Origin of the sequence: Rothia nasimurium (assembly GCF_042660305.1) — a bacterium.
In the GTDB taxonomy this organism is placed as follows: Bacteria; Actinomycetota; Actinomycetes; order Actinomycetales; family Micrococcaceae; genus Rothia; species Rothia nasimurium.
In genome coordinates this window covers 1-12041 of sequence record NZ_JBHSTW010000003.1, presented here as the reverse complement: position 1 = coordinate 12041, position 12041 = coordinate 1, and the positions used below count along the sequence as shown (strand labels likewise).

The window sequence follows — 12041 nt, the reverse complement described above, 5'->3', positions numbered from 1 at the left end:
TAAGTCTTTTAATCCAGGAGCCTAGCTGTTAAAGGGCTGGGTCGGATTCTTCAGGGAGGACATCAAACCGCGTCCAGGTGGGGTACTTGGGGCTGATATTGTCACCGGAACTGGTGCCGCGCAGACGTCGGCCAATCCACGGAACCACAAACTCCCGAGCCCATTTGGCATTGTCCAGGGCCTCTTGCACACGGGTTTTATGCAGGGGTGCGGGGATGACGGGGTCCCCGATACGGATGTTCTCGGCGCTCAGAGTTTCTAGTGCCCGGCGGGCGGTCAGGATGTGCCCGGCTGCGTTCATATGCAAACGGTCAGGGGCCCAAAATCGAAGGTCAAGCAGCTCATGCATGCGCCAGTAGTCCACCACGGTGACGCCGCGGTCATCGGCAACCTCACGCAGAAGCTCGTTGAAGAGGGCCACCCGGGCACGGTTACCGCTAAAGAAACCCTTGGGGCCGGGATCAAAACCGGTCATGGTAAAGACCTCTATACCCTCATCGCGCAGGGTTTTAAAGGCCTCGTCGTAACGCACCATCAGAGCGTCCACATCGAAGCCGGGGCGCAAAGAGTCATTGCCACCGCCAACCAGCGAGACCAGGTTGGGCTTAAGTTCCAGGGCAGGTTCTAGCTGCTCTTCAATGATGGGCACGAGCAGGCGCCCGCGAATCGCCAGGTTGGCGTACTGGGCTTGCGGGTCTGCCAGCATGAACTGTTCAGCTACTCGGTCAGTCCAGCCGCGTACTCCGTTGGGGCGGTCCGGGGCGTCATCGCCCACTCCTTCGCTGAAGGAGTCCCCCAGAGCAACGTAGCGGATAGATTCGTCTTTGCCGAGGATCGATATCATGCGGACTAGGCCTTTCTCTATGAGGTGGGTACCAGGCCACTCTACCCCTCGGCCTGCCCTGCCTTCCAGTACCCCATAAAAGAGATGCTTTCCTTGGGTAGCCCGGCTTCGTTCACGCAGATTCGGCGCAGGGTTTTAACCACCGATGACTCACCGGCAAGGAGCACATAGGTATCGACCGGGTTCTCCGCCAGATGCCAGACAATTTCACCGGGTGTAGCTTCCTCCCGAGGTGCGCTCTCTTCAAGCGTTTCGACGCCGCAGACTTGCCGCAGGGAGTCGGCAAGTTGCTGACCTCGCGCCTGCTGATCGGTTCGATCCAGCACGTTAAGGCGGACGCCCGGCACCCGCTGAGCAGCCCGCCGCACCTCGGGGAGGCGGTCGAGGGCGTCCTCAGCACCGGGCACCTCAAGAAACACCGCCCCGGTAGCCTCGGTGGGCAGGGAGCGCAGGATAGAGAGAATGGCCGGAGCTGCGGTTTCGTCCCCCACAAGCAGGAGCGAACGGGCCTCACCCGGGTTGTAGGAGGCCCAGAGGGTAGAACCGCGCAGGGGAGCTAGGAGGGAAATCTGCTGACCTACCCTTGCCTGTTCGGCCCAGGCTGAGCCGGGCCCGCTCTTTCCCTCACTATCGGTGTGTAGCACAAAGTCCACGTCAATTTCGGGCTGCTGCCCTTCAGGCAGCTCACGCTCCAGGGGTTCGAGGTCCGCTTCAGCTGCCGGGAGCATGCCCAGCAGGGGTGTTTCGTCCAGCCCAACCGAAGGCACTAACCGGGAGTTGCTGACGGTGTAGGTGCGCATGTACCCCCGCTCGCTTTCGGGGGCAGCCAGCCAGCGGGTGCGCCAGGAGGTATCGAGCTCAATCATGGTGGGCCCGCTGGCTCCCGCCGGGGGAATCAAGAGTTTGATGTAGGCGTCATAGACCTGCCCGGTGCCGTCAGAGATAGGGGCGGCAGCGTGCAGTAGAGAACGGCCGGTCAGTGAGACACGCACAAAGGAATCGGTCAGCTTCTCAACCCGCGAGACGGTGACGGGGAAGACCCCGTACTGGTTGATGGAGCGCTTGACCTCGCGGCGGGCAGAGGAGCGAGGTGCGGACGGGCGGGGCTTAGACAAGGCTCTGGCTTTCTAGGTTTTCTGCCGGGTGGCTTGCGGCACGGGCGTGGGGCACTACGACGGTAGAGCCGTCCCCCAGGGGGTCAGCCACCGAGGCCCGTAGGCCAAAGATCCGGTGCAGGTTCTCCCCTGTCATGACCTCTGCAGCGGTACCGGCTGCGGCAATTTCTCCGCCCTTCATAGCGACCAGGTGGTGGGCGACGCGGGCAGCTAGATTGAGCTCGTGCAGCACCATGATCATGGTGGTGCCGCGGCGCTCGTTGATATCGGCCAGCAGGTCAAGGAGTTCTACCTGGTGGGCGAGGTCCAGGTAGGTGGTGGGTTCGTCCAGAAGCAAAATATCGGTGTCTTGGGCCAGGGCCATAGCAATCCAGACGCGCTGGCGCTGGCCGCCGGAGAGCTCAGTGACCTGACGCTCCGCCAGTTCTAGGGTGTTGGTAGCTTCTAGGGCCCAGGCGACCGCGGCGTCGTCTTCCTTGCTGTTGCCCCGAAAGAGCCCCTGGTAGGGGTAACGCCCACGGGAGACCAGGTCGGCAACGGTGATACCTTCAGGGGCGATGGGGCTCTGCGGCAGCAGACCGACCATGCGGGCAAATTCCTTACCGCCGTAGGAAGTAACGGGCTTACCGTCCAGGGTGATCTCGCCGTCACTGGGCTTGAGCAGGCGGGAGATACCGCGCAGCAGGGTGGACTTGCCGCAGCCGTTGGGCCCGATGATGGCGGTGATTTTTCCGGCAGGTATGCTCAGCGAGAGGTCCGGCACGATAGTGCGGTCCCCGTAGCCCAGGCGCACGCGGGAGACGGTCAGGTCGCGGGAAGTTACGGTTTTCATGGGCTTAGCTTCTTTCGGGTGGGCGGGTCAGCAGCCAGATGAGGGCGGGGGCGCCAAAGGCACCGGTGAGGACGCCAGCGGGCAGGTTAACGCCGCCCGGTATCAGGTTGGAGCCAATGAAGTCAGCGAGCACAACCAGGCTTGCACCAACCAGGGCGGCGGCGGTGAGGTTGTGGCGTCCGCCGGTCAGGGCTCGGGCTATGGGCCCGGCCATGAAGGCGATGAAGGCCAGGGGGCCGGTGGCAGCGGTTGCTACGGCTACCAGGAGCACGCCCAGGGCGATAAAGCCGGTGCGGACGGCGCGGGTGGGCACCCCCAGGCCAAAAGCTAGTTCTTCGCCAACTGCGGTGGCGTGCAGGGGCCGGTAGAAAAGGATAAGAGGCAACAGCAGGGGTAGTAGGATCAGGACCAGTAGGCTGATGCGGTCCCAGTTGGCGGTGGACAGGGAACCTGCCAGCCAGTGGGTGAGCGTCTGGGCGCTGGTGGTTGAGGTGCGAGAGAGCAGGTACTGGATGAAGGCTGCCCCCAGGGCTGAGATACCCAGGCCTACCAGAATGAAGCGGTTACCTGCGCTACTGTCGCCCGCTGAGAGGGCCATAATCAAGAGGGCAACGGCCAGAGCAACGGCTATAGCCAGCAGGGTCAGTGGCAGCCCACCCAGGCCCAGAAAGACGATGCCGATAACAGCACCCAGGGCAGCCCCGTTGGAGACGCCGATAATGTCGGGGCTGGCGATGGGGTTGCGCAGAAGCAGCTGGAAGATAGCTCCGCCTAGGCCGAAGGCGGCCCCGGCCAGGGTACCCAGCACGGCTCTGGGGAGTTTTTCTTCCATGACGATATAGCGGGCGCCCCGGGCATTCTCGATGCTTCCTCCGCCGAGAATCGTGAAGAAGTCGGGAATGGTGACCGTATAGGAGCCCAGTAGCACGCGCACCGCGCAGGCTACGAGTAAGGCTAGGCCCAGGCCGATGACAGCGAAAGCCGGGCGGCGTCGGGCCCGGGCGCGGACGCTAGCCACCGCCTGGGCGGCGTCCTGGGACTGGGGGCGCGGTAGGGCCGACATTAGAGGTTAACCGCCTTCCCGCGTCGTACCAGGTAGATAAAGACGGGCACGCCGAGAGCCACCATCATGACGCCCACCTGGATTTCCTGGGGCGGGGCGATGACGCGCCCGGCGGTATCTGCGAGGATCAGCAGGGCGGCGCCGAAAAGAGTGGAGAGGGGCAGCAGCGTGCGGTAGTCAGCTCCGGCTAGGGCCCGCATGGCGTGGGGAGCCATGAGCCCCAGAAAGGCGATAGGGCCGGCCAGGGCTAGGGCGGTGCCCACCAGCAAAGTGACGCCACCGGTAATGACCAGGCGGCGCACCGCAACGTTCTCCCCCAAAGAAGCAGCCATATCATCCCCCAGGGCAAAGCTATTGATAGTTTTTGCACCGGTGAGCACGATGAGGGCTCCTACGGCGAGCAGTGGAGCGGCCACTGCCATATCAGAAAGGTCGGCTCCGGCAACGGTTCCAATCTGCCAGCGGCGTAGGTTATCCAGGGTGTTCTGGTTGGTAAGAATCAGGGCGCTCGTTACCGCACCTAAGCCGGCGGTCAGGGCTGCCCCCATCAGGGCTAGCTTGATGGGGGTCGCTCCCCCAGCCCCCAGCGAGGCAAGGGCATACACCGCAACCGCCGAAGCCACCGCTCCGGCAAAAGCCCAGAGGGCAAAGGCCGCTGTGGAGTCAGCGGAGAAAAAGGTAATACCGGCAACCACAGCGCAGGCTGCCCCGGCGTTAATACCGAGGATTCCGGGGTCACCCAGAGAGTTACGGGTAATACCTTGAAGCCCGGCCCCAGCTAAACCTAGCGCCGCCCCCACCAACCCGGCCGTCAGCGTCCGCACCGACCGCTGGGTCAGCACCGCCGCATCCGCCTCAGCAACCGAACCGCCAGCCAGGTAGTCCAGCAAGGTGGTCAGGCTAATGGGGCGAGCGCCCAGGCCGAAGCTAGCCAGGGCAGCGAGAGCGAGGAGCAGGCCCAGGGCCAGACTCAGCACGACCAGCCGCCGCGCTCCCCCGGCGGGGGTGGCGCGGCGGCTGCTAGAGGGCCGGACGGGAGCGACCTTCACGGGTTAGGACGCCTGGCTTGCGTCTACGGCGGCAGAAATCTTGGCCAGGGTTTCGGTCTGGTTAATAGCCCAGTCCAAAGACAGCGGTGAAGCAGCTGAGAGAGCCAGGGAGATAGCGGCGTCGGTTTCTACGACCAGGCCGCCGTTAGCTACGGCGGGCATCTGGGAGAAGAGGGTGTTGCTCTTGATTGCTTCTTCGTCGGAGTCACTGGTGCCCCAGGCCCAGAGCACGTCTGACTGAACCTCGGGCAGAACCTCACCTGAGATGGTCATGAAGAAGGCGTCGGCTTCGGTGGCGTTCTGCTCAATGTAGGGGGCTAGTTCCATGCCCAGTGAGGTGAGGAACTGGGAGCGGGAGTCGCTGGCTACGTAGGCTGAAAGGCTCTGGGCTTCCAGGTCAAACATGCCAGCGACGAAGGTCTTGCCTGCCAGGTTGGAGTACTGGGCTGCGGCGTCGTCGATGGTCTTCTGGGTGGCTTCGATGAGGGCGGCACCTTCGTCGGTCTTCTGTAGCATGGCTGCGGCCTGGTTGACGACGTCTTCCCAGGAGGCTGCGAAGGCGCCGACGCCCTCGGGGGCGGCAACGACAGGTGCGATGGCGGTGAGCTTGTCGTAGACTTCCTGGGTCATGTCGCCGTAGACGGAGAAGATGGCGTCGGGGGCCAGTGTGGCGAGAGCTTCGTAGTCGGGGCCGTCGGTTTCGTCGTAGGTGACGGGGGCGGTGCCGCCCAGTTCGGCCAGTTTGGCGTCGAACCAGTCGGTGGAGCCCTTGGCATTAGCTCCGTAGGTGACCACGGGGGTGCCTGCGGGTACAACGCCCAGGGCGAGGAGGACGTCGGGGTTCTTCCAGAAGTTCACGACGGCAATTTTCTGGGGGACGGCGGTGAAGGTGGTCTCACCAAAGGCGTGCTTGACGGTGTAGCTCTCACCTGAGGCGGCTGAGCTGGTGGTGCTGCTTGAGGTGTCGTTGGAGCCGGTGGTGCAGGCTGCGAGTAGGCCGGTGAGGGCGGTAGCTGCGGTGGCTTTGAGGAAGGTGCTTCGAGTGATGGCGACCATGGTCTTGTGTTCTCCTGGGAAGGGTGTTTGGTTCTATAGGACTATCTATAGAACTGCTTAGGCGACCCTAAGCCAGGAATAACACTATCTTTTGTTTGCGTATTTGTGCAAACGCTGGGTAGCTAGGTGCGCATGGTGAGATAGGGGCAAGTTATGCTTTTCGCGTGCGCCCCAGGCTCGTAGTGAAATTGCCGCTCACCTGGCTTGTGCAGGGTTCTTGGGCTGTGTGCAGACTTTTCTCTGCACACAGCCCAAGAACCCTGCACAGCGAGAGTAAGCCCGGACGCCCCGCGTCTAGATAGCGGGTATTGCCCTGTTTTGGGCATAAAGAGAGCCCCCTACCGGATTCGAACCAGATAAGGGAGCGGATGGAAGGCCCGGGTGCGAGCTCGCGAGCACTCAAGAGGGCCTGGAATCAGTTGAGCGTCAGCGAAACTGGCGCGCGAGGAAATAAATCTGCGACCGAATGGTCACCGGTTTATGGGTGTCCAATCGATCGCAGAGTTCATATAGTGGAGCCCCCTACCGGATTCGAACCGGTGACCCCCTGTTTACAAGACAGGTGCTCTGGCCAGCTGAGCTAAGGAGGCAAGACTTTTCAAGTGTACCCGATATCGCAGGCAGGTGCATGTTGCGGCTTATTCATCAACGCGGTGAAGCAGGCTCACAGTGAAGCTGCTGGCTCGGGGCTGGCGTGAATCGCCCTTGTGAGCGAAGCGAACCAGGCGAGAGGGTCGGCAGCGAGCGTGAGCCTGCGGAACCCCTTATGAATAAGCTTCGTTACCAGCTCGTACCTAGCTGGTAGTGGTGTAGGGGCAGGCGGGCTGTGAGGTCTTGAGTGAGTTGTTGGTCGTGGGTGGCGACGATAGCGCTGCCTCCTGCCGCGCAGTGGGCGGCGATGAGCGCTGCGACCTGCTCAAGACCGGGGGCGTCTAGCCCTGCGGTGGGTTCGTCGAGGAGTAGGCAGGACGCCCCGGCGGCGAGCGCTTCTGCGAGGGCAAGCAGGTGTTGCTCGGCGGGGAGTAGGTCGAGGGGGTGTGTTTCGCCGGAGCCGGTAGGTAGGACGGCGTCGCGCAGGGCTTCGCGGGTAGGGCTACTAGCCTTCGCCCCGTTCCCTAGCTTCATGTCAGCATCCACAGTGGAGGCCAAGAAGTGGTGGGCGGGGGTTTGCGCCACCAGCTGGGCGAGGGCTGCGCGGGCGGGGGCGTCCTGCCTGTGGGGCTGTAGCCCACCGATGGTGAGCTGCCCGGCAACTGGGGGTAGGAGCCCCGCGATGGTGCGCAGCAGGGTGGATTTTCCGGTGCCGTTGGGGCCGGTGAGGATCAGGCAGTCGCCGGGTGCTATCTCGACATTAATACCGGTAGCAACGGGGGTAGCTACCGGTTTCTTCCACCGGCGGCGGGCCGGGGTAACCGGGGATATAGCGAGGTCGCGGGCCAGGACGTCTGCCGCGGCTCGGGCGGGCAAAGGCGGCGGAGACGGCGCCCCAGCAGACGGTGAAATACTTTCCCCTAGGTTTTCGACGCTAGCGGCAAGGCTCTCTTCGTCGGTCTGGGGCCTGGCTGAGGCCCAGGCCAGATTTGCCGGGTAGCGGGAGAAAGCGTCCAGCACCCGGGCCCGCATGGCATCGTCGAGGCCGAGCAGGGGTTCGTCCAGGGCTAGGACTGGCACAGTCGCCCCGTCGAGGTTTCCGTCCACCTGCCCCAGCACCAGGTAGGCTGCCAGGGCTACCAGCTGGGTCTGCCCACCCGAAAGTTGCAGGGGGTGGGCTGCCAGTAAGTCGGTAATTCCAAGGTCAGCTGCAACAGCCTGTACAGCCCGGTGGAGCTGATCCCGGCTACCCACAATCTGCTCCACCCCCAGGGCAATTTCTTCGGCCACGGTGGGTACCAACCCCGTCATTAGGGCATGGGGGTTCGAGGGCACAAAGAGCCCGTTCCGTTCCTGGGCCCAGGCCTGTAGCCGGGCAGACTTTCCCGTCCCCCGGGCCCCAAAGACCAGCGTCCGCGTATAGGTCACAGCAGCACCCCCGTATAGGTAGCAAGCACGAGCAGGCAGGCCAGCGGTAGGAGCACCCAGCGAAGGTAGCACTGGGTGCGACTGTCGGTGTAGTCCTGCCAGAAAATTCTGGGCCCGGCCCGGTCAATCCCGCGCGTGGCCAGGGTTGCCCCTCGCACCTCGTGGTCGAGCAACAGCAGGTTGAAGAGGGCGGACGCCGTCCGCACCCCCAACCAGGCGCGGGCACCTCGCGACCCGTCGGCCATACCTCGGGCTCGGGCGGCCCGCTGCACTAGGCGGGAGTAGTGGGCCAGCTGGGTAGGGGCGTTGAGCGAAGCGACCAGCAGGTAGATGAGTCTAGGTGGCAGTCCCCAGACGGTCAGGGCATAGCGCAGGCCAGCGGCCCCGGTGGGTAGGATCAGCAGGGCACAGGCCGACCCGAAGGCCAGAATCTGTAGGGCTAGAGCCAGGCCAGCTCGGGCGCCCTCGGCGGTCACTTCAAACACCATCCAGTGCACGGGCGCCCAGGTTGCCCATACGGTTTCTCCCCCGCGTGACACCAGCTGGATGATAAAAGCCATCACCGCAACCGGCGCCAACCCCACCAGGACCAGGCGCACCCAGGGGGCAAGCGTCCGCCCCACCCCGTGCAGGGCGATGAGCACAGCCAGCAGCCCCGCCTGCCAGATCAGTGGCAGCGGGGCAAAGGCGAGCAGGAGCCCGGCGCAGCCCAGGGTGACCCAGGTGCGGGGGTTCAGGGCGGGGGCGCTCACCGGTTAGCGGCCGAACTGACGACGGGCGCGAGCGGGCAGGCCCTTGATGATGAGCCAGACCAGGGCGAAGGCAATGGTCTTATCGAGCGGGTCAGAGAGCAGGGATTGCAGGGTTGTAGCACCCAGCAGGGACTGGCCAGCAGCCTGCAGGGCCGCAACCACGGAACCGGTACCCACGCCCTGGCCGCCGCCAAAGACGAAGGCGGCGATGGGGGCGCCGACGAACCCGGCCAGGATGCCGGTGATAAAGCCCGCGAGCAGGGCTCCCCAGAGTTTGCGGAAGAGGCCCAGGCGGCCAGCGTAACCGGCAAGGAAGCCGATGAGGGCGGCACCGGCGGCAAAGGGAATGGTGGTGGGGTTAATGGTGAGGCCCCAGGCAAGGTTGGTGATAATACCGGTCATGGCTCCGGCGGCGGGTCCGGCCAGCACACCAATGAGCACGGTAGCAACGGAGTCAAGGTAGAGGGGAATACCCGAGAAGCCAATGAGCTGGCCCACGATGATATTGAAAGCTGCCGCAAAAGGAATCAGGGCAATGGTGGCAAGGGGTAGGCGGCTTAGGTTAGCCGCCAGAAGCAACAGGACGCCCGCGGTATAGCCCAGCATGAGCGGCAGGGAGATAGCGGCTTGGGCATCGCTGGTGCCTTCCAGGTAGCCCGCGTAGTTGGTGGCACCGCCTGCGGTGAGGACGGCCCAGGTGTAGGTTCCTGCGATCACCAGGGCGGCGAGCAGGTTGAGCACCTTCTGGGAGGTGGTCAAGGGTGTGTTGTGTTCCGGGTTTTTACCGAGGAGACCAGCGGCTACTGAGCTCCTCTGCCCAGACGTTGACGGCTGTGCAGGTGCGTGTGATGAGGGGGCCATGCCCACCCCTTTCTGTAGAATAATTGTTCTTTTTATTTTTTGAGCTGGTTCTAGCCAGTCCCCTTTGGGGCATACACAGCCCGAACGGTCTGGATCAGGTGCTCAAAAAATTCAGGGGCCCGGGCGCTGGTCAGGGCCTGGGCGTTTGGTTCGCGCCCCCAGCGTCCTAACCAGTCGGCCACTACCTGGCCGCGGGTGAGGGTCCCGGCCAGCTCAACGTCGAGCGTCACCGGGGTGGTCTCCCCCAGCTGGGTGTGGGCCCGGCCGTCGGCGGCCAGGGCGCGGTTCACAGCCAGAGCAGTTACGAAGGGGTCGTGCACGTGGGCGATAAACCCCAGTTTGTCCCACTCGTGGAATTCCATGTAAAACTGCAGAGCCCCGTCCAGGGCGGTAAAGAGTTCTCCCCCGCCGGCCAGTAGACGCTCGCGTAGCTGAGGAGTCATGACGGCGTTCTCGGTAGTATCCAGCGGGCAGAGCAGCGGCGCATAGGGCAGATCGAGGCCAGGGCGGCTATAGGCAGCTAAGACCTCGTGCAGGGCTTCGGGGTCAGAGTGCACGTTCCACTCGGTGGTGGGCATGGTGTTCCCCCGGTGGTTCAGGGCCCCACCCATGATGGTCAGGCTGGCTAGGTAACGGGGCAGCTCTGGATCCTGCCGTAGAGCCAGCGCCAGATTAGTTGAAGGCCCCAGGACGAGCCCGTGCAGCTTTCCGGGGAAACGGCGGGCAGTTTGCACCCACAGGTCCGCCCCTTCACCGTGGGTACGCTCCGTGGGCCTGGTCTGCCCGGGGAGCAAGCTGTGCCCCGTGCCCAGCGGGCCGTGGGTCTCTTCGGTGGTGGTGAGCGGCTGGGCCAGCGGGTTCTCAGCACCGAGGGCCCAGGGGGTACCCTGCCCGCCGAGCAGTTCCAGCAGACCGCGGACGTTGCGTCCTACCTGCTCGGTACTCACGTTCCCGCCGGTTGCCGCGATACCCTCTACAGCAACCTGCGGGTGGGCAAAAGCGTAGGTGAGGGCAAGGGCATCGTCGATGCCGGGGTCGCAGTCGATGAAGAAGTGCAGGGTCATGAAATCTTTACGGTGCTAGGTAGTCGGTTACTGGCAAGGGGCAGGCTGACGTGCCCAGCGCGGGGCACAGAAAAAGGGGCAGCTACCCACCTTTACCCCGCTGTGAGCATGGGTAAAGGCGTGTAGCTGCCCCTACACGTTGTGTACCAGTTTAGTACACAGCGGCCAGGCCTTCTACAGACTGTTTACTGGGTGAACTTAGGCGTTCTTCTTAGCTTCAATCTTTTCGGTGATCCAGGCGTTGAAGTCAGTTGAGTTAAAGACCTCGCCGTCAGCGAAGATGGTGGGGGTACCGCTCACACCGTTGGAGGCTGACTCCAGGGTTACAGTCTGGACGAAAGGACGCCAGGTGTTGTTAGCAACGTCGTCCTTCACATCTGCACCGTACTTCTCAGCAATCGCAACAAGCTCTTCGTTAGAGAGGCCACCGGTGCCCTGGTAGGTAAAGATTTCCTTCTGGAAGTTCAGGAAGTCTTCGGTGGAAACCTGGTTAGCCACGGAGTAGGCCACGTTGTTAGTACGGGCCGAGTAGAAAGTGGGGCTGGAGGCATCCAGGAAGGTCAGGTTACGGACCTCAAGGGTGATGTCACCGCTGGCAACGAGGGCTGCAATGGTGTCTGCGTTTTCGGTTTCGAAGGCTGCACAGTGGATGCAGTTGTAGTCCTGGAAAATCGTCAGACGGACGGGCTCGCCGTTATTGTCTGCTTCTTCGGGCAGGGCTACACCCAGGGGCATCTTAGCTTCGGAGCCGTCTGCAGCGGTGTAGGTTGCTTCTGAAGTACCCAGGTCGTTGCTGTCGCGGCTTTCTTCGCTGCTGCTGTTCTGCTCAATACCGTCAGCAGTCAGGACGATACCGCCGTACTGGTTAGCTGAGGACGGCACCGGTCCAGCGTCAGCAATCTGGTTGCGGTTGCCGTTGATGATGACGACAGCAACGATAGCTACGATGAGGGCGATGACGCCAAGGACGGTGAACTGAATCCAACGGGTGGATGATTTCGAGGTTTTCTTGGCCTGCTGTGCCGCCAGCTGGCGGGCACGCTCGCGGGCGTCAGTGGAGGGGTTTCCCTTAGACACAGGTGTGCCTCACTTTCGTACGTGCGTTCTTGATAGATTCAAGCCTACCGTGATTTGACGGGTATATCTGCCCTTCCACAGAAGCTCAAACTGGTTTCCCAGGAAACAATTAGTTTAGGTGAGGGGCAGTATGGAGAGCCCAGGTCTTTATGCCCGATGGAGCGTAAAAGACTGGTGATATTTTTCGATACTTAAAACAAAAAGGTCCTGGACAAACAGTCCAGGACCTTCCTGTATCCCAATATAAAAACCGGCGGTGACCTACTCTCCCACACCGTCACCAGTGCAGTACCATCGGCGCAAAGAGCC

At 62.9% G+C, this 12041-nt stretch carries 11 protein-coding genes and 1 tRNA gene; all 12 read right to left on the bottom strand.

Annotated elements, in window-relative coordinates; genetic code table 11:
• Window positions 1-28 precede the first annotated feature (28 nt).
• Window positions 29-844 (bottom strand): SGNH/GDSL hydrolase family protein, encoded by an 816-nt coding sequence (locus ACFP6B_RS01385; protein ID WP_377125844.1) that lies wholly within the window; start codon window positions 842-844, stop codon window positions 29-31.
• A gap of 41 nt (window positions 845-885) precedes the next feature.
• A complete protein-coding gene (locus tag ACFP6B_RS01380) occupies window positions 886-1959 on the bottom strand; it encodes a siderophore-interacting protein (RefSeq protein ID WP_377125841.1) in 1074 nt (357 codons plus the stop codon).
• A complete protein-coding gene (locus ACFP6B_RS01375; protein ID WP_377125838.1) occupies window positions 1952-2791 on the bottom strand; it encodes an ABC transporter ATP-binding protein in 840 nt (279 codons plus the stop codon). The genes ACFP6B_RS01380 and ACFP6B_RS01375 overlap by 8 nt, the downstream gene beginning before the upstream one ends.
• A gap of 4 nt (window positions 2792-2795) precedes the next feature.
• Window positions 2796-3854 (bottom strand): FecCD family ABC transporter permease, encoded by a 1059-nt coding sequence (locus ACFP6B_RS01370; protein WP_377125835.1) that lies wholly within the window; start codon window positions 3852-3854, stop codon window positions 2796-2798.
• A complete protein-coding gene (locus ACFP6B_RS01365) occupies window positions 3854-4903 on the bottom strand; it encodes a FecCD family ABC transporter permease (protein ID WP_377125832.1) in 1050 nt (349 codons plus the stop codon). Before ACFP6B_RS01365 ends, ACFP6B_RS01370 begins: the two co-directional genes overlap by 1 nt.
• A 3-nt stretch (window positions 4904-4906) precedes the next feature.
• Window positions 4907-5959: an ABC transporter substrate-binding protein gene (locus ACFP6B_RS01360; RefSeq protein WP_377125829.1), complete on the bottom strand. Its 1053-nt coding sequence runs from the start codon at window positions 5957-5959 to the stop codon at window positions 4907-4909.
• Between the two features lie 513 nt (window positions 5960-6472).
• A tRNA-Thr gene (locus tag ACFP6B_RS01355) sits at window positions 6473-6549 on the bottom strand.
• Window positions 6550-6739: 190 nt separating this feature from the next.
• Complete coding sequence (locus ACFP6B_RS01350; protein ID WP_377125826.1) at window positions 6740-7978, bottom strand: ATP-binding cassette domain-containing protein; 1239 nt, start codon at window positions 7976-7978, stop codon at window positions 6740-6742.
• Window positions 7975-8730 carry an energy-coupling factor transporter transmembrane component T family protein gene (locus ACFP6B_RS01345; protein WP_237187443.1) on the bottom strand — a complete coding sequence of 252 codons (756 nt, stop codon included), beginning with the start codon at window positions 8728-8730 and terminating at the stop codon, window positions 7975-7977. Before ACFP6B_RS01345 ends, ACFP6B_RS01350 begins: the two co-directional genes overlap by 4 nt.
• 3 nt (window positions 8731-8733) lie before the next feature.
• A complete protein-coding gene (locus tag ACFP6B_RS01340) occupies window positions 8734-9489 on the bottom strand; it encodes an ECF transporter S component (protein ID WP_237209662.1) in 756 nt (251 codons plus the stop codon).
• A gap of 152 nt (window positions 9490-9641) precedes the next feature.
• On the bottom strand, window positions 9642-10655 hold the full coding sequence (locus ACFP6B_RS01335; protein ID WP_377125821.1) for a nucleoside hydrolase: 1014 nt from the start codon (window positions 10653-10655) through the stop codon (window positions 9642-9644).
• 198 nt (window positions 10656-10853) lie between these two features.
• Window positions 10854-11732: a DsbA family protein gene (locus ACFP6B_RS01330; protein ID WP_377125818.1), complete on the bottom strand. Its 879-nt coding sequence runs from the start codon at window positions 11730-11732 to the stop codon at window positions 10854-10856.
• Between the last annotated feature and the right edge of the window lie 309 nt (window positions 11733-12041).

Coding starts and splice junctions, on each gene's coding strand:
- ACFP6B_RS01385 (WP_377125844.1), bottom strand. CDS start 844: ATGATATCGATCCTCGGCAAAGACGAATCTATCCGCTACGTTGCTCTG.
- ACFP6B_RS01375 (WP_377125838.1), bottom strand. CDS start 2,791: ATGAAAACCGTAACTTCCCGCGACCTGACCGTCTCCCGCGTGCGCCTG.
- ACFP6B_RS01370 (WP_377125835.1), bottom strand. CDS start 3,854: ATGTCGGCCCTACCGCGCCCCCAGTCCCAGGACGCCGCCCAGGCGGTG.
- ACFP6B_RS01360 (WP_377125829.1), bottom strand. CDS start 5,959: ATGGTCGCCATCACTCGAAGCACCTTCCTCAAAGCCACCGCAGCTACC.
- ACFP6B_RS01335 (WP_377125821.1), bottom strand. CDS start 10,655: ATGACCCTGCACTTCTTCATCGACTGCGACCCCGGCATCGACGATGCC.